The sequence below is a fragment of the Streptomyces sp. NPDC060031 genome, from assembly GCF_042736805.1.
GTDB lineage: Bacteria > Actinomycetota > Actinomycetes > Streptomycetales > Streptomycetaceae > Streptomyces.
The window spans coordinates 1-17,332 of record NZ_JBHWVM010000062.1; the positions used below are offsets into that span (position 1 = coordinate 1).

At 70.5% G+C, this 17,332-nt stretch carries 13 protein-coding genes and 2 pseudogenes; 7 read left to right on the forward strand and 8 right to left on the reverse strand.

The window, feature by feature from the left end:
- Positions 1 to 107 (forward strand): annotated as a pseudogene (locus ACFWB8_RS24855) (IS630 family transposase); the annotation flags it as partial.
- A gap of 61 nt (positions 108 to 168) precedes the next feature.
- A complete protein-coding gene (locus ACFWB8_RS24860) occupies positions 169 to 999 on the forward strand; it encodes a transposase (protein ID WP_385231211.1) in 831 nt (276 codons plus the stop codon).
- 292 nt (positions 1,000 to 1,291) lie between these two features.
- Here the strand turns inward: ACFWB8_RS24860 and ACFWB8_RS24865 are convergent, their stop codons facing one another.
- The 3 genes from ACFWB8_RS24865 to kdpF are packed head-to-tail and all read right to left on the reverse strand — an operon-like array spanning position 1,292 to position 5,821.
- Positions 1,292 to 3,127, reverse strand: coding sequence for an NAD-binding protein (locus ACFWB8_RS24865; protein ID WP_385231095.1), 1,836 nt, complete (start codon positions 3,125 to 3,127; stop codon positions 1,292 to 1,294).
- A gap of 55 nt (positions 3,128 to 3,182) precedes the next feature.
- A complete protein-coding gene (locus ACFWB8_RS24870) occupies positions 3,183 to 5,729 on the reverse strand; it encodes an ATP-binding protein (protein ID WP_385231098.1) in 2,547 nt (848 codons plus the stop codon).
- Positions 5,730 to 5,731: 2 nt separating this feature from the next.
- Positions 5,732 to 5,821, reverse strand: coding sequence for a K(+)-transporting ATPase subunit F (kdpF, locus tag ACFWB8_RS24875; protein ID WP_107093322.1), 90 nt, complete (start codon positions 5,819 to 5,821; stop codon positions 5,732 to 5,734).
- 212 nt (positions 5,822 to 6,033) lie between these two features.
- On the opposite strand from kdpF, the pseudogene ACFWB8_RS24880 reads away from it, so the two are divergent.
- The 3 genes and pseudogenes from ACFWB8_RS24880 to ACFWB8_RS24890 all read left to right on the forward strand — a co-directional run bounded on the left by ACFWB8_RS24880 (position 6,034) and on the right by ACFWB8_RS24890 (position 8,999).
- A pseudogene (locus ACFWB8_RS24880) lies at positions 6,034 to 7,576 on the forward strand (Na+/H+ antiporter).
- 86 nt (positions 7,577 to 7,662) lie between these two features.
- Positions 7,663 to 8,010 (forward strand): GntR family transcriptional regulator, encoded by a 348-nt coding sequence (locus ACFWB8_RS24885; RefSeq protein WP_385231102.1) that lies wholly within the window; start codon positions 7,663 to 7,665, stop codon positions 8,008 to 8,010.
- On the forward strand, positions 8,007 to 8,999 hold the full coding sequence (locus ACFWB8_RS24890) for a DUF1648 domain-containing protein (RefSeq protein WP_385231105.1): 993 nt from the start codon (positions 8,007 to 8,009) through the stop codon (positions 8,997 to 8,999). Before ACFWB8_RS24885 ends, ACFWB8_RS24890 begins: the two co-directional genes overlap by 4 nt.
- Before the next feature lie 26 nt (positions 9,000 to 9,025).
- On the opposite strand, the gene ACFWB8_RS24895 is transcribed toward ACFWB8_RS24890, so the two are convergent.
- The 3 genes from ACFWB8_RS24895 to ACFWB8_RS24905 all read right to left on the reverse strand — a co-directional run bounded on the left by ACFWB8_RS24895 (position 9,026) and on the right by ACFWB8_RS24905 (position 12,538).
- A complete protein-coding gene (locus ACFWB8_RS24895; protein ID WP_385231108.1) occupies positions 9,026 to 9,847 on the reverse strand; it encodes a GNAT family N-acetyltransferase in 822 nt (273 codons plus the stop codon).
- Between the two features lie 475 nt (positions 9,848 to 10,322).
- On the reverse strand, positions 10,323 to 11,552 hold the full coding sequence (locus ACFWB8_RS24900) for a hypothetical protein (protein ID WP_385231111.1): 1,230 nt from the start codon (positions 11,550 to 11,552) through the stop codon (positions 10,323 to 10,325).
- Entirely contained in the window at positions 11,549 to 12,538 is a 990-nt protein-coding gene (locus tag ACFWB8_RS24905) for a hypothetical protein (protein ID WP_385231114.1), read from the reverse strand. The genes ACFWB8_RS24900 and ACFWB8_RS24905 overlap by 4 nt, the downstream gene beginning before the upstream one ends.
- A 559-nt stretch (positions 12,539 to 13,097) precedes the next feature.
- Here ACFWB8_RS24905 and ACFWB8_RS24910 point away from each other — a divergent pair.
- Together ACFWB8_RS24910 and ACFWB8_RS24915 are read left to right on the forward strand one after the other, a co-directional pair.
- Positions 13,098 to 13,784 carry a response regulator transcription factor gene (locus ACFWB8_RS24910; RefSeq protein WP_385231117.1) on the forward strand — a complete coding sequence of 229 codons (687 nt, stop codon included), beginning with the start codon at positions 13,098 to 13,100 and terminating at the stop codon, positions 13,782 to 13,784.
- A gap of 319 nt (positions 13,785 to 14,103) precedes the next feature.
- The gene (locus ACFWB8_RS24915) at positions 14,104 to 15,528 is read left to right on the forward strand and encodes a hypothetical protein (RefSeq protein WP_385231120.1); all 1,425 of its coding nucleotides are present in this window, start codon (positions 14,104 to 14,106) and stop codon (positions 15,526 to 15,528) included.
- Between the two features lie 101 nt (positions 15,529 to 15,629).
- Here the strand turns inward: ACFWB8_RS24915 and ACFWB8_RS24920 are convergent, their stop codons facing one another.
- Together ACFWB8_RS24920 and ACFWB8_RS24925 are read right to left on the reverse strand one after the other, a co-directional pair.
- Positions 15,630 to 16,421: an alpha/beta hydrolase gene (locus tag ACFWB8_RS24920; protein ID WP_385231123.1), complete on the reverse strand. Its 792-nt coding sequence runs from the start codon at positions 16,419 to 16,421 to the stop codon at positions 15,630 to 15,632.
- A gap of 17 nt (positions 16,422 to 16,438) precedes the next feature.
- Complete coding sequence (locus tag ACFWB8_RS24925; protein ID WP_385231126.1) at positions 16,439 to 17,215, reverse strand: GNAT family N-acetyltransferase; 777 nt, start codon at positions 17,213 to 17,215, stop codon at positions 16,439 to 16,441.
- Positions 17,216 to 17,332 lie beyond the last annotated feature (117 nt).

Sequence of the window (17,332 nt, forward strand, 5' to 3'; positions counted from 1 at the left end):
GCACCTTCGCGTTCGACGAGTTCGGCCCCTTGGGAATCCGCCCCACCGCCGGCTCCTGCTGGGCCGAGAAGACAAGGCCGAACCGTCTGCCGGCCACCTACCGGCGCACCCGTCGAGGGGACGGGCGCCTACGGCGCCGAGCTCGCGCGCCACCTGCGGGCAGAGCAGATCACCGTCGTCGACGTAGACCGGCCCGACCGCAGGGCCCGCCGCGCCAACGGCAAGTCCGACCCCGTCGACGCCTACGCCGCGGCGACCGCCGTGCTCTCCGGCCGGGCCGGCGGCACCCCCAAGACCCGCGACGGCGTCGTGGAGGCCATCCGCTCCCTGCGTGTGGTGCGCCGCAGCGCCGTCAAGTCCCGCACCCAGACCATCAACCAGATCCGCACCCTGATCGTCACCGCCCCCAGCGAGGTCCGAGAGAAACTGCGTGGCCTGCCCACCAGCGAACTGATCCGCACGCTCGCACGGTCCCGCCCCACCGGCCAGACCAGCGACCCGATACACACGGTCCGGGTCGCGCTGCGGCGTCTGGCCCGCCGCCACGAGTACCTCACCGAGGAGATCAGCGACGCCAACGCCGAGCTGGGGCCCCTGGTCGCCCAGGCCGCCCCGGAGCTGGTCGCCTTCCTCGGAGTCGGGACCGAGACGGCGGGCCAGCTCCTCATCACCGCGGGCGACAACCCCGAACGGCTCCGGTCGGAGGCATCGTTCGCGCACCTGTGCGCGGCAGCCACCGTCCCCGCGTCATCAGGCCGCACCAACCGCCACCGCCTCGACCGGGGCGGAGACCGCGCCGCCAACAACGCCCTCCACATGATCGCCCTCGTCCGCATGCGCTACGACGACCGCACAAAGGACTACGTCGCCCGCCGGACAGCCCAAGGCATGTCGAAGAAGGACATCCTGCGCTGCCTCAAACGCTTCATCGCCCGCGAGGTCTACAAGCACCTCACCAGCACACACATCACACCGAAACCGCTCCTCCAGACCGCTTGAGTCCCCATCGGTGCCGAGCCTCTGCCGCAGCTTGAACGCGGCGTTACCTACTGCCGCCAGGTCCTTCTGGGTGACCACCAGATCCCCCTGTGGCCCGGGGCCGCCGCCCCCTCCGGGATCGAGCTGATTGAGCCGCATTGCCGTCTGGTTCGCAGCAGCGGCTGACTTGAGCTCTGCCCATTCGGCATCGAATGACATAGGACCCCCGTGGTGAAAGTGACTTGTTCGGTGAGCGATTTCGGTCTAAGCGAGATCATTGGGCCGGATGAGGCCGGCGGCCTGCGGGGCGTGGCTAGACACCGGTCATTAGAATGTCCAGGCCGCGGCGTGTGGTCACCAGCACGACGCGGTCGTCGTGGCGCAGGACCCGTCCGTGTGGTGGTCGCCAGTTGAAGGCAGGCCGGTCCGTGCGGAATCCGCCGAGTGTGTCCGTCGAGGAGGCCGACCGGCGGTTGGTCGCGGGGCCGACGGCGAGTACGCGCCACTCGTGTTCCTTGAAGGCCTCGTGTATGGAGTGCCCTTCGAGTTCCGGGTGGCCGGCGACGTCCACGACGGTGAAGAGCAGGGATCCGCGCTCCACAGGCATGACCCCCAGCACGTGGCGGCCCATCATCGCGGCGGCGAAGGAGGGCGCGGCCAGCGCCGAGACGCTGCGGCTGCGGGTGAGCGCGTCCGGGTAACCGGCGCGCATGGTGCGGGAGACGGTGGCGGCGAAGTCGTCGCCGTACAGGCGCATCACGGCGCGCACATGGGGGTTGCTCTCGCGTGCGGCCATCACGATGTCGAGGTTCTCGCCGTCGTCGTGGGTGAGGACCAGCAATGACTTGCTGGTGCCGATGCGGGCGAGATCGAGGACTCCGGGAGCGGCGGCGTCCTCGAGCAGCAGGTGCACGCCGAGCTCGCGTGCCAGCACGACCCCTCGGGCCTGCGGGTCTCGCTCGATGACCACGACCTTGTGGTCGGTCGTACACAGCTGCGCCAGGACGCGCGTGCCGATCTTGCCGAGTCCGACCAGGACGATGTGGTCGTGCAGACCCGTATCCGGTACGTGGTTGGCCGATGCCGTGCGGAAGGCCAGGGTGGCGTTCATGGCGGCGGCCACCACGAGAGGGAGTACGGCCAGGCCGACGAAACCCGCGATGAGCTGGAGGACCTGGCGGGCCGTGGAGTCTTCGGTTGCCGGGTCGCCCATGGTGAAGATGTCCAGCAGTGGCAGGTACACCGACTTCCACAGCGGTCCGTCCTCCACGACAGCCGTCGCCGTGGCCAGTAGCAGCACGGCTGCGGCGAGCACACCGAAGACGGCGGTCACTTCGCGGGAGACGAAGATCTTCCAGGGCAGGTGCCCGAGCCGGTCGCTCAGCCAGCCCCGATAGGCCCGCCGCCTGGCGGGGGACGCCGGCGCGTGGTGGTGGGTCACCTCTTCGAGCATGAGCCGACCGTGCGTGAACTGCCGGTGGTAGGCGGTCGCGGTGTCGGGCAGCAGCTGGGTGCCGTTGGCGCCCGGCGTTTCAGCGCTGTCCTCGCCCATCGGGTCGTCCATGTGCGTACCGGAGAGAACGGCGAGCGTGGCCAGGTCCGTCGCGTGGGGCGGAGTTCCGGCGGGGCGGACCACCCCGCGGAACACCTTGCCCTCGACCTGGAGGGTGGGCCCGTGCCCGACTGCCGCGGCGGCCACCAATTCGGGGACGGCCGTGTCGGCGTCGGAGAGCACCGTCGTGGACGCGTCGATGAACGCGTCGTCCTCCCCGGCGTGCGCGGCTGCTGCCCGGTCGAGGAGCAGTTCGAGATGGCGACCGCGGTCCCGGTTGAACATGCGGATGACCAGGCGTACGGACGGATTGATGCTGCGGGCGAGCAGGGCAGCCGTCATGTTGATCTGGTCGTCGCCGTAGGTGAGGGCAAGCGCCGCAGCACGCTCGACGCCGGCCTCCCGGAGGGTCTGCTCGTCGGGCCGCGCGGAGATGAGCAGCTCCACGGGGGAGCGCGGATCCCGGTGCAGGGCGACGACCTCGGCGCCGTGCCCCTCGCGGCGCGACGGCAGGACGACCGTGACAGCCTCGCCGCACACGGCGTCGAGTTCCTGTGCCAGACGGTGTGCGAGGCCGTCGTCACCACAAATGATCATGTGTGCGGAGCGCTGCCCGCCTCGCGCTCGGAGCTGGAGGGTTGCGGACATGCGGTCAGAACCGCCCTGCTGTCGCATCGGTGGCGATCGGCAGGGACAGGACCATGGTCAGTCCTCCGCCGGGGGTGTCCTCGGGTGTGAGCGTGCCGTCCATGGCTTCGGTGAGTCCCCTGGCCAGGGCGAGGCCGAGGCCGAGTCCGGCGGTGTTGTCGCGGTCGCCGAGGCGCTGGAAAGGTTCGAAGGCGCGCTCGCGGTCGTCGGCAGCGATCCCGGGGCCCCGGTCGGCGATCCTGATGTCGACCCGCCCGGCCAGGGCGCTGGCTGTCACCAGCACCGGGCGCTCCGCGGGTGCGTGGCGGACCGCGTTGCCGACGAGGTTGGCCAGCACCCGTTCCAGCAGCGGCGGGTCGGCCTGAAGCGCCGGTACCGATTCGAGGTTCTGCACATCGACGGCGGGCCCGCCATCGGGCGTCAGGTCCAGCGAGTCCAGCGCGGCCGGCAGGACTTCCTCCAGTGTGGTGGCCCGCAGGTCGAGCGTGAGGGCGCCGGCTTGGAGGCGGCTGAGATCGAGCAGGTTCTCCACCAGGCGGTTGAGCCGGTTCAGAGACACCTCGGCGGAGGCCAGCAGTTCCGCGCGGTCCTCGGCAGAGAACTCGATCTCCTGGTTGCGCAGTGAGCTGACCGCGGCCAGCGCCCCTGACAAGGGGGTCCGCAGGTCGTGGCTGACGGCCCGGAGCAGGGCGGTGCGTAGGCGGTCGGCCGCCTTGATGGGTTCGACCTCGGCGGCGGCCTCGGCCAGCCGGGCCCGCTCGACGGCCGCGCCGACGTGCGCGGCGAAGGCGGCCAGCACGCGGCGTTCGGAGGACGGCATTGTACGGCCGCGCAGAACGAGGAAGGCCTCGGGGCCCGCCGCCACCACGAGGGCGGGGTCCGTCGCGCCCCCTGTGTCGCAGGCTTCGGGAGCCAGCTCGACGGTGTCCATGCCGAATGTTTCACGCGTACGTTCCAGCAGCGCCGGGATCGTCTGGTCGCCGCGGACGATGCTGCCGGCGAGGGACGACATCGTCTCCGCCTCGGCCGTGGCCCGAGCCGCACGGCGGGAGAGCCGCAAGGACCTGTCCGCCGCGGCGGCCACGGTGGCGGCGACGACGGCGAAGACCACCAACGCCAGCACGCTGTCCGGGTCGCTCATGGTGAACTCGCCTATGGGCGGCATGAACCAGTAGTTGAGGAGCAGCGCGGCGGTCAGCGCCGCGATCAGGGCGGAGGCCACTCCGCCGATGCAGGCCACGCCCACGACGGCCACCAGGAAGAGCAGCGCCTCGCTGGTGAGGTTCAGTGTGCCGCGCATGCGGTCGAGGCCGAGGGTGAGCATCACCGGGAGCACCACACCGGCCACGGGTCCGGCGATGAGCCGGGAGGTGGGGAGAGTACGGCGCCGGGACGGGAGTAGCCGGCCGTGGCCCGCCCGCTCGTGCGTGACCATGTGGACGTCGATGTCCTCGGACAGCGCCACGACGGTCTCGCCGATCCCGCGTCCGGTGAGGAAACGTTCCAGCCGACGGCGGCGGCTCGTACCGAGGACGAGCTGGGTGGCGTTCTCCGCCATCGCGAAGTCCACCAGCGCGGTGGGCACTTCGTCGCCGACGACGGAGTGGTAGCTGCCGCCCAGGTGCTCGACGAGGGCCCGCTGGCCGGCCAGAGCCGCGTGCGAGACCCCGGAGGCGAGCCCGTCGCTGCGCGCGATGTGCACGGCGAGCAGTTCACCGCCGGCGGACCGGCCGGCGATGCGTGCCGCGCGACGGATGAGGGTCTCGCCCTCGGGACCGCCGGTGAGGGCGACCACGACGCGTTCCCGGGTCTCCCAGACATCTCCGATGCCGTGCTCGGTACGGTACTTGTGGAGGGCCTCGTCCACCCTCCCGGCCAGCCACAGCAGGGCCAGCTCCCGCAGCGCGATGAGATTGCCGGGGCGGAAGTAGTTGGCGAGCGAGGCGTCGATCCGCTCCGGGGGATAGATGTTGCCGTGTGCCATGCGGCGCCGAAGTCCCTCGGGGGGTATGTCGACCAGCTCGACCTCATGGGCGCGGCGCACGAACTCATCAGGCACCGTCTCGCGCTGCGGGACTCCGGTGATCTTCTCGACGACGTCGCTCAGCGACTCCAGGTGCTGGATGTTGAGCGTGGTGACGACATCGATTCCGGCGGCGAGGATGTCCTCGACGTCCTGCCACCGCTTCGGGTGCCGGCCGCCCCCAGGGACATTGGTATGGGCGAGTTCGTCGATCAGCACCACCTGCGGCCGCCTCGCCAGCAGCGCTTCACGGTCCAACTCCGTGTACCGACCGCCACGGTATTCCTGTCCGGCCGACGGGAGGATCTCCAGGCCGTCGAGCTTCTCCTCGGTGTGCCGGCGCCGGTGGCACACCACGAAACCGGCCACCACATCCGCGCCGCGGGCGGCCCGGCGGTGTGCCTCGTCGAGCATCCGGTACGTCTTGCCGACGCCGGGGGCCGCACCCAGAAAGACCTTGAGCCTCCCCGGCCGTACGGCAGGGTGTCCCGCGTCGGCCACCGGGCCCGCCTCGTGCGTGGTCGTCATGCTCAGAACTTCTCGGGGAAGAACAAGGCCAGGACCAGGTACCCGACCAGGCTGACCGCGACGATGATGCCTACGACAGTTTCCGTGCTCACCCGTACCCGACTCCTCCGCACGTCCTCAACTTCACCAGCGAACATCAGCGATGACACGAAGGAAACGGCCCTGACGCACTCCTGACGCGAGTCGACCGGGACTTTGACGGTGTATTGACGGCCGTTGCATCGATAGGGTGAAGGCGGTGTGCCGGGAAGCCTGGTCGGCGTCGTGTGACCGCATGGTCCGCGTCGACTCGGGTGGGGGCGGAATGCGCAGCGTCGGTACGGTCTTGTTCCTCGTGGTGCTGGCCACGGTCGTGGCCACGGGTGCCCGCCGCTGGCGAATCCCCGCGCCCTCGCTGCTCGTTGTCGCCGGCCTCGTCGTGGCGCTGATACCGGGCACTCCGGAGATCCGGGTCAGTCCGGAGGTCATCGGCCTCATCGTTCTGCCGCCCTTGCTGTACGCCAGCGCCGAGGAACTGTCCTGGCGCGAGCTGCGGCTGGTATGGAAGCCGGTCAGCGTGCTCGCGGTGGGTTTGGTCTTGGCCTCGGCGGCCGCGGTGGGTCTGGTCGCGTCGTTGCTCACCCCGCTGACCTGGCAGATGGCGCTGGTCCTGGGGGCCGTCCTCGCGAGTACGGACCCGGTGGCGGTCACCGCGCTCGGTCGGCGCCTCGCCCTGCCTCCCCGTGTCCAGGTCCTCGTGCAGGCCGAGAGCCTCTTCAACGATGCCACGTCGCTCGTCCTCTTCCGGGTCGCGGTCGTCGTCGCCGCGGCTTCCGTCGGGCACTGAGTTCGCGCTGCTCGCCGGCGGCGGCACCCTCGTCGGAGGAGCGGTCGCCGGGGTCGTGGCGCTGATCCGCCGCAGGACCGAGGACCCCGTACTGGAGACCGTCATCGCCCTGGTGACCCCGTACGCCGCCTACGTGCTGGCCGAAGCGGTGCACGCGTCCGGCGTGACCTCCGTTGTCGTGGCGGGCGTGGTGCTCGGAGGCCGGGCGGACCGGTTCACCAATGCCCGCATACGGATCCAGCTGCACGCCGTCAACGGCACCGTGGTCTTCCTGCTGGAGAGCGTCGTCTTTAGCCTGATCGGCCTCACCCTGCCCGGCCAGGTCGCCGCGCTGACCGCTGCCGACGGGCTCTGGCCGCTGTACGCGCTGGCGGTCGCCGCGACCTTGATCACCGTTCGCCTGCTGTGGGTCCTGCCGCTCTCGGCCGTCGTCCAGCGGAACGCGGGCGTACGTCCCTCCTGGCGCGTCCCGGCCGTGCTGACCTGGGCGGGCACGCGCGGCGTCGTCCCACTGGCCGCGGCTCTCTCCATCCCGGTCGCGGAGGGCGACGGCAGCCTCCTGGGCCAGCGCCCGCTCGTGCTCGTCCTGACCACGTCGGTGGTGGTGGTCACCCTCGTCGCCCAGGGCTTCACCCTGGCCGACGTGGTCCGTCGCTCCGGAATCGCCCTCGAACCGGATCACACCGAACGGGAGGAGGCCTCCGCCCGGTGCGCCCTTGCCGCAGCCGGCATCCGTCGGCTGGACGAGGTGTCCGACCTTGAAGCGGTACCGGACGTCGTTGCCGACCGGCTCCGGCGCAGCCTCCAGGCCCGGCTCGAACACGCCCGCGACCGCCTGGAGGAAGCCGACCTGGCTGAATCCGCAGACCAGGTCTATCGGCTGCTGCGCCGTGACCTGATCCGGGTGGAGGCCGTGGAACTCCAGCGTCTCTACGACGAACACCACATCAGCGACACCACCCGCCGACGCCTTCAGCGCTCCCTGGACCTGGAGGAGGCGCGGCTGGACTTGGCGAGATGATGCGAGCGGCCGCCCACACGGGTTTTGCCTGGTGGATCCCCTGGGCATCCCTCCTTGGTGACGATGGTGATAGTTTCATTGGCACCATGCTGTTGAAGCTGAACATCGCGGACAACCGCCCTCTGCACGAGCAGGTCGCGGGTGCGATCAGACGTGCCATCGCCGAGGGTGAGTGCGCCCCGGGTGACCGCCTGCCATCGGCGCGAGATCTCTCCCAGGTGTTGGGTGTGAACGTCAACACGGTCCTCCGCGGTCTTCGTGGGCTCCGCGACGAGGGACTGCTGGAGTTCCGGCGCGGTCGCGGTGTGACCGTGGCCGAGGGGGCGGACCAGCGCTCGGTGTTGCTCGACCGCGTGCGCGAACTGGTCGGTGACGCGGCGCATCTGGGCTACAGCAAGGCCGATCTCATGGAAATGATCAGGGGGCTGGAATGAAAGACAGTACGGAGCGAAGGGGTGGGGAATGGTGGGGTGTTGCGATCTGGGCCGTGGCGGTCTTAGCCGCGCTCGTCGCACTTCCCTGGGCCGCCGGTGACCGGCTGCCAGAGCGGTTGGCGACTCACTGGGGCGCCGGCTCCGGCGGACCGGACGGCTCCATGCCGCTGTGGGCAGCCGCGCTGTTTCCGGCGCTCATCTGGCTGTTCCTGGTGCTGCTGACCGTGGTGCTTGCGCGGCGGAGTGAGGGAGCGGCTTCAAGCCCGGCGATCCGTGGCTGGCCCGTAGCCGCACTGCTGTCCAGCGGTGTCCTCCTCGCCGGTGCGCAGGCATCCATTGTCCGGGCGAACCTGGATCACACGGACTGGCGGGATGCCGATTCCGTGAGTCTGTGGACGGTGCTGACGTTCGGGGTGGCGACGGTGGCGGGGCTGGCCGGGTGGGCGGTTGCCCGCCGCGGGCCGGCTGCGGCGCCGCACGCGGTTGCGGGCGGTCCGAGCATGGACGTTCCGGCCGGCGAGAGGTTCGTGTGGCTTTCCCGTACGACGAACCCGTGGCTCCGCTGGATCGGCGCCCTGTCCGGGCTGCTCGCGCTCGCTGCCGTACTCGTCGCGGTGAGCGGCCTGATCGAGGTGGAGTGGGCGGTCGTCGCACCGTTCGCCACGGTCTCCGTCGCGGCTCTCTCGTGTGCCTGCGTACAGGCGCGTGTCACCGAGAAGGGCTTGGCCGTGGCCTTCGGTCCGCTCGGCTGGCCGGTGCGGCGCTGGCCGGCCGAGGACATCGAATCGGCGCGTGCCGAAAAGCGCACCCCCGCCCAGGTGGGGGGATGGGGGTATCGGCTGAGCGGTATGGGCACGACGGTGATGCTCCGCGCCGGCGAGTGCCTGGTGATCCGCCCCCGGCGGGGGAACGAGTTCGCGGTGAGCGTGGACGATGCCGAACGAGGCGCCGCCCTGCTGAACGCCCTGGGCGGGCAGCGCACCCACTGAGTCGGCGCGCGGGCGTCACCCCGTCATCACGATGCGAGGGCGGGCGCGGTGGCGGGGCGGCGCTCCGCTGGCCTGTGCCCGACCTCCTCTGCCAAGGCCCGGCCGGTGACGTGGTGGACGTATTCACGGGTCAGCCGGAAGCCGGCCGTCCAGGCCAGCAACCGGCTGGGTCGGTTGTCACGTGAGCAGCACCAGCTTGCGGTGTGTCCACGGGCCTGGATGTCGGCCGTCAGGCCGGCGACGCAGGCCAGTGCGAGGCGCTCACGGCGGCGATCGGGCACGGTGACGACCGCGATGTCCTCGTAGGCGCTGCCGAGGAAGTAGGTGCAGGCGACGGAGAGGACCCGACCCTTGGCGAACGCGGCCCAGCCGTGGCCGGAGGCGGCGAGCCCGCCGGGTCCGCCCCAACTGGCATGAATCCAGGCGTTCTCGGAGTCCATCGCGGCCAGTGCCGGAACGTCTTGGGGAGTCAGCCGCCGCACCGTTACGCCACGCGGGGTGCGGGGGAGGGACACCGGTGCCTGAGGCTGGTGGACGTACAGCATCCGTTCCCAGGGGACGACGCGTTCGAATGCCGAGCCGAGCGACGGCCAGAACCGGGCGGGCGTCTCTACGTACCGGCCGGCGAACCGGGTCAGGGCGTCCTGGGCGAGCACGCCCGGATCGCCGCGCAGCAGCACGTGGTCCCCGCAGCTGACGGCGAGGACGCGAGGCAGGTGGGGGCGGTCGGCCCACCAGAGGCCGACGCCCGTCGTCAGTACGTGCTCGGCGAGAGCCACGGGACCAGGGGAGCCGGTGGGGAACCAACGGCTCAGGGCGGGGAGCTGCTGCGGGGAGATCTCGATCACGAATGTCTCCAGGTGGAGCGGCAACGGGTTCTCGGGCAGGGGGAGCGGGCGGTACAGGGCAGGAGGCCGCTCAGCTCCGGGCCGTGGCTCGCCTCAAGGCGTGGTGGCCGACGGGCGCAGGCACCTGCAGGTTGGGCGAGTAGGTGCGTGCGAGGTCCCGTGCCTGCCCGGGGCGGGGGCAGGCACGGGACGGAAGCGGCCGCCCGTCATACGGGTGACTGTTGGCGGACGCGGATTGCGATCGGTGCGTCAGCGCACCGGCAGGTGAGCAGCGCGCGAGGCCGGGCGCACCGTATGCGGTGGCCGGTCGTCATGGAGCAGACCGCTGTTCACCTCGTTCATCCAACTGCTTGGCGAGACAGGGATCAAGGAGATCGCCCAGTCCTTGACACAGCTCTGATGCCGGCATGACCGGCCCCGGCCACGACGGGTGTTACCGATCACGGGCCGCACAACCCGCTCCGCCACCCGCGGCTCACCCGCGGGGCAGTGTCACCTTCTCCTGGCCGCAGCCGATACGGCTGGACTCCGCCTCGACATAGGCGGGCAGCAGGTCGCGGACGAACGTGAAGTCCTGCTCCCCGAACCCGTCCTTCTGCTCCAGCATGAAGATCACGTCCCCGCTCTGGCACCGCGCCCGGTACACGGCCCGGCTCACGTTGAACGAGCCGAACCCGTTGGTGCCCTTGAAGGGCGAGCCGCCCTTGAGGAGGTCCTGGGAGAAGACCTCGGCCAGTGCCGGGTCCACGACGGTCGTCATCCGAACGGCAGCCCTGGGGTAGCTGCCGACGGCCTCGCAGACCCGGGCAGCGCCGCCGTCGCCGCTGACCCGGGAACGTGACAGGCTCTCGCGGTAGGCAGCGGGGAGGGCGAGGCCCTTGATCCCGCAGAAGGCGTCCGGCTGTGTCTCCCGCCATGCGACGACGTCCTTCGGCAGGTCCGGTGACCGGTAGACCCCCGAGCAGCCCAGCTCGCGTATGACGCCGTTGGCCGCATCCACCGCAGCGTGCGCCAGAGCGGCGCGGTCCTCCCTCTCGTACTCCGACGAGACGTCAAGGCCCGCAGGTCCCATGCCGACGTCGACCACGACCGGGCCCTCGAACTGGGCGGGCCTGCCGGTGCAGGACTGGGGAAGCGCCAGCCAGGCGCGGGAGGAGGAGGCCATGCCCGGCAGGCCTTCCCCGAGTGCCACCATGCCGGCCGCGAGGAACTCCTCGGGCCACTGCCGCCCGTCGCTTCCGTAGAGACCGTCCAGCTTGTGCACCCGTACGGTCAGCTGCCTTCTGGCCCTGTCGTCCTTGTAACTGGTGATGCGGCACTGGCCGTAGGACAGTCCTTGGCCGTGGGGGTCGGTCTGCAGCACCTGCTCCTCGACCTCGGTCCTGCGGTCGCCGAAGAGGGAGGACACGGTCGAGTCGCTGAGGGAATCCCAGCAGGGGGCGGGGCCGAGCAGCGGCAGGGTGTCCGTACGCCAGGCGACGGCGCCGGCCCCGAGCAGGCCGCCGACCAGGACGCCTGCGGCGGTGGCCCGCACCGTGTGGTTCCGCAGCAGCCGGCGCAACAACGAGGGCCGCGCGGGAGAGGGGACCGAGGGAACCAGGTCCAGTTCCTTGTCCGGCTGCCGGGCAGGGGTCGTTTCGCTGTCCACTGCCGGTGTCACGCTCTCTCCGTTGTCCGCCACGCTGCCGTTGTTGTCTGCGGTCACCGGTTCTCCCCGGCCTGGCACCCGATGCGCTTGCTCACGGACGCGGTGAAGTTCGCGAAGACCTGCTGGTCGTCCGGGCGGCTCCGGCCCTTGAGGCCGGGCTCGACGTTCCCGTAGAACACGGTCCGCCGACCGCCACAGGTGGCCCGCACCAGTCCCTGACCGTTGCCCTCGGGAAGCCCGTCGAACAGTGCGACCATGCGGGGCTCGGACGCCATCACGAACTGCGCCGCCGGCTCATCGGGCACCCCCCGGGAGCGCCACACCACCGAACAGGTCTGGAGCCGCTCACCGACCACGCCCACCTGCTGCTGATAGGCGGAGTCCTTTCCGAACTCGAAAGTCACCCCCGGAATCCTGCACAGGGGACTGGAGGCCCTCTCGTCCTTCTCCACGGTGACCACCATCGGCGAGGACAGGCGCAGCGGCTTGGCGTGCTTGCAGCCCGCCTTCGAGGCAGAGGTGCCGGCCGCGTCCAGCAGCATCCGGGCGACGTCCATCCGGTTTCCGATGGTGAAGGGCATGGCCTTCTTCCCCAGGTGGCCGTCGCCCCAGCTCTCGCTCCGGATGGTGACCGCGGACGGTCTGCCGTCCACATCACAGGCCTCGGGCAGCACCAGGATGGCCCGATCGCCGCCGACCAGCCCGTTGAGTCCGTCGGGCAACGGCGAGGCCGAACCGTCGAAGAAGTGGGCTATCCACGCACGGCGCTCCTCGGCCGAGGCCGGGACGGGGCCGTACGTGAGGGTGACGCGCTCATCGAAGGTGAGCGGCTCGGTGGAGTCGTCATCGGCGATCGACGAGGCGACGGTGACCGTGCACGTGGCGGTCGGCCTGGTGGACGAGGGCGGCGCCGACTCGGTGGCCCGGCGCGCGGAGCCGGACTTGCCGAGCGCCTCATCACCGAGGAAGGACGGACCACTGTCCTCCTGCCACGCCCCCCAGCAATAGCTCGAGCGGAACGGCCAGCTGCCCGTCGCGCTCAATCCGTACAACCCCGCACCCGAGGCAAGAACCGCCCCACCTGCAACAAGGGCGAAGAACCTCCCCCGTTGCCTGCCGCCGACGCCCATGACATTCCCCCTCGTGAACCACGTAGATCACAGCAAACGCACCGATGCTACGTCCGATGCCGGTGGTGTTTACGACTCATTTACGACACCCCGATGCCCGCCATCAGCAGCGCGTCAGGAAGTGCGGGTTTGCCGTAAGAGGGGCGTCAACGTGGTGCGTTGGCACATGGCGGTGATCGCAGACTGAGTGGCAGGGGAAGCGGACGACCGTCCGTGATGCGAGGTTGGAGGGCGCGTGACGATCAGCGCCGAGACCACGCCCAGTCCGGACCGCGGGGGGTCGGGCTGGAGCCGGGACGCATCACGGACGGGCCGTCCCGTGCACTGCCGCGCGAGCCTCGCCGTAAGGAAGCCGTCAAAGTCGCACCCACGGCCGTATGGACGTCGTCAACGCCTGCCGAAGCGGCCGAAAACCGCTGTTCCCTCCGGTTATCCGTACTCACAGGACGTACAACAGGAAGGCGGCCCGCCAATGCCCCGGGTGCTCGTGGTCGATGACGAACCGCAGCTTGCGCGGTTGCTGGTGATCAATCTGAAGGCGCGGAAGTACGACGTGGACTGCGCGCAGGACGGGGGTACGGCCCTGGAGGCCGTGGCGGCCTGCCGCCCGGACGTGGTCCTTCTGGACCTCGGACTGCCCGACATGGACGGGATCGAGGTGATCAAGCAACTGCGCGGATGGTCGAAAGTGCCCGTCCTGGTGGTCTCCGCCCGCCACGGCTCCGAGGAGAAGATCCAGGCCCTGGACGCGGGCGCCGACGACTACATCACCAAGCCCTTCAGCATGGACGAACTGCTGGCCCGGCTGGGAGCCGTCATCCGCCGCACACCGACTCAGGAGTCGGCCGCAGCGAACGAAGCGGTCGTCGAGACCGAGGAGTTCACCGTCGACCTGCTCGCGAAGAAGGCGAGGCGCAGAGGGAAGAGCATCAGGCCCACGCCGACGGAATGGCATCTGCTGGAGGCCCTGACCCGCAACCGGGGCCGGCTCGTCAGCCAGCGGCGTCTGCTCCAGGAGGTGTGGGGTTCGTCCTACGGAACGCAGACCAACTACTTGCGGGTGTACATGGCTCACCTCAGGCGGAAGCTGGAGGCGGACCCGTCACACCCGCGCCATCTGATCACCGCCCCCGGCATGGGGTACCGCTTCGAGGCGTGAGTGCAGCGGAGCCGACGGATCGGGCACGCCGTCAAGGCCCCGTCAATTCTGCGTCTCCCCGCGTATGAAGACCATCAACGTGCCTGGTGGGTCGAACTGTTGAGCCAGATGCTGGCGTGCACGCAGGGCCGTACGAACGGCCCGGGTGCGAGCTGGAGCGCGAGTGACGATCACCGCCGGTACCGAACAGACCCAGGGAGCGGGGGCTCCAGAGAATGTCACGCAGAGCCCCGCACCGGACGCCCGTCGCGTGAGCGTCCCACGTTCGCCGTCCGGAGGGGAGCTGGGAGGAGGGCCGCCGGGACCACGGCCTCCCACCATGATCGCCCGGGCGGCCCGCCTGCTCGCCGACCGCTACTGGGCCACCTTGCCCGGCCGGCTGCGCCTCGCTCGCGCGGCGTGCGTGCTGCTTGCCACCGGGCTGCTGATCCTGCTCGCGGTCGCGGCGACGGGCGCGACCACCGCTTGGGACGAAACGGCCCAGCACGACGCGCCCCGTACCGTCTCCGCGACCCGGCTCAACCTCGCACTCAACGACATGGACGCGCAGACGGCCAACATCCTGCTCTCCAGTGGTGATTCCGGTACCGGCAAGGGGCGCCTGGAAGATTCGTACGCCAAGGCGAGCGGCTACTACGGAGACGCCCAGGAGATCATCAGCCGCTCCCTGCGCACGCTCGCCGCCGCCTCGGAAGGCGACCCGGCCACCGAGGCGACCGTCGTGCGGCTCACCGATGACTTCGCGCACTACCAGGAGCTGATCGGACGGGCGCTGGAGAACGACAGCCGGCCCGGCGGCAAGGACGCCGCCCGCGAGGACTACCGGACCGCGACCGACCTCCTCACGGGGCGGCTGCTCCCGGAGGCACGCAAGCTCGTTGACGCCAACAATGCGGTGTACGAGCGGCAGTACGTCGCAGCGCGAGGCGACCTCGACGTGCAGCGGACCGCCGAAGCCGTCCTCGGCGTGCTGCTGATCGCCGCGCTGGTACTGCTCCAGATCCACCTCGCGCGCCGGTTCCACCGGGTCTTCAACCCGGGACTGATCGCCGCCACCCTCTGCGCCGTGGTCGCGGTCGTGTGCGGCGCCCAGCTGCTCACGATCACCTACGACCGGATGAAGGTCGCCCGCCGCGACTCCTTCGACTCCGTCATCGCGCTGTCACGGTCCAAAGCGATCGGCTACGACGCCAACGCCGACGAGAGCCGCTACCTCCTGGACCCCGACCGCCGCCCCGCGTACGAGCTCTCCTTCCTCGACAAGTCGCATCAGCTGTACGGGATTCAGGGCGTCGGACTCGATACGTACGACCGGAAGCTCGCCGACACGTGGGCCACGTACCTGAACAACCACGAGGACAAACGGTTCACCGGCGAGTACCGGCGCGAACTGGACAACATCACCTTCGCGGGCGAGCGGGAGGCCGCCCAGAAGACCGTCGAGGCGTACGCCGTCTACCAGCGCGACGACCGGACCTTCCGGCGGCTGGTGGCCGAAGGGAAGCAGCAGGAGGCCACGGTCTTCTGCATCGGCTGGGCATCTGACACCTCGAACGCCCACTTCGGGGAGTGGATGAAGGCTCTGGACCAGGTCACCGCCATCAACCAGAGGCACTTCGATCTCGCTGTCCGGGAGGGCCGAGGGGCACTGACCACGCAGGGCCCGATGGCCGGCGCGTCGCTGCTGCTCACGGCCGGGTTGACGGTGCTGGGGCTGCGGCGCCGGCTGGCCGAGTTCCGGTGAGAGGGGCCGGTGAGCAGTACGGACGCGGGCAGGGGCGGGAAGATCGGCGTGCTCGATGTCCGCTCATACAAGGGCCGCCAGCCGGCCGGGGTGTTCCTCGATCACGAGGTGGCCGGCGTCCGGGATGACGTGCAGGTCGGTGCCGAGCATCGTGCGGACCGCCGGGGCGAGCCGTCGCGGTGGCAGGAAGGTGTCGTGCGCTCCCGTGGTGACCAGCCCGGGAACGGCCGCCCAGGGAGGTCTGCCACGCCAGGAGCTCCACTCGAGCGGAAGTGGCGTGCGACCAGCGTCACCCACTCCACCAGTTCCTCGCGGGGCTGGTGGCCGGGTGCGAGCATGGCCCGCAGGAGCCGGGTGCTGCGTGCCGGAGTCGGTCGGACGAACCAGGCGGCGGAGACGGCGAGCAGCCCGGGTGTGCGGCGCAGCCGGCCCACTCCGCCGGGGGAGACGAGGACGAGCCGGTCGATGCGCGGTGACGGGCTGGACAGGGCGATGGCGGCGCCGAAGGAGTGCCCGATCACCATCACGGGCCCGGTCGGGGCAGCAGTGTCGAGGACCTCGCTCAGCCAGGTGCCGTACCAGGACAGGCGGCCGCCGGAGATCCCGCGCTCGCCGGAGCTGAGACCGGGCTGTCCGGGGACGTCCGGCAGGACGAGCCGATGGCCGGGCGCGACTAGGGCGGTGGCCAGGGGCAGAGATGCGGCTGCGTTGAAGTTCGTACCCGGCACGAAGACCACCGTGGTCGGGCCGGAGCCGGCGTTCACCAAGTGGGTCTCTGCTCCGTTGGCGGTCACAACGGTCCGCTCGTGCGGCACCGGCCATGCGTCGAGCTGGTCGGTGCACCAGCGGCGGATGTGCTCCCGGCCCGGCGTGCTGCGGTAGATGGAGTCCACGCGGCGAGTATCGCCCCTCAACCCGCGGCCACTCTTCCGGTTGCCGCCGGTGTGCCGACGGCGTAGTGGGCGTACTCCCGCTCGGGACGGAAGCCGGCGGTCCAGGCGAGCAGGCGGCCGGGGCGGTTGCTCGCCGAGCAGGTCCAGCTGGGGGTGTGCCCTCTGGCCGCTATGTCCGAGCACAGGGCGTTGATGCAGTCGAGTGCCAGGTACTGGAGGCGCGGGTCGGGCACGGTGACGCAGGCGACGTCCTCGTAGGTGGTGCCGAGGAAGTAGGTGCAGGCCACGGCCACGATGCGGTCGCCCTGGAAGGCGGCCCAGGCGTAGCCGGAGCGCGCGAGCGCGTCAGGTCCGCCCCAGGTGCGGTGGATCCAGCTCATCGCGGGCGGAAGGGTGGTGAGCGCGCGCGTGTCCTTGGCATGCAGCCTCCGTACGGTCACACCCCTGGGCGCTCGGGTGGCCGGTACGGGGCAGCGCTTGACGTACACCATGCGCTTCCACGGCACGACCCGGTCGAAGGCGGCCCCGATCAGAGGAAGGAAGCGGCCCGGTGCCTCGATGTAGTGGTCCGCGAAGACCGCGAGATTCTTCGGCGTCAGAGCCTGCGGGTCTCCGCGCAGCAGCACGTGGTCCCCGCAATCGGCGGCGATCACGCGTGGCTGGATGACGCGGTCCACCCACCAGCGGCCGGCCTCGGTGGTCAGGACGTGTTCGGTCAGGGCAGCCGAGCCCGGGGCCCCGGTGGGGAACCAGCGGACGAGGGCCGGGAGTCGGTGGGACGGCAAGTTGATCACGAGGGTTCCTTGTCGGGACATGGAGGCGGGGGGGGCCGGGTGGGGGGGGCGCCCCCCCCGTGGGGCGGGTTGGAAAAGGCGGGGGGGAGGGCGGGGTTTTGTACCGACAGAGAGCGG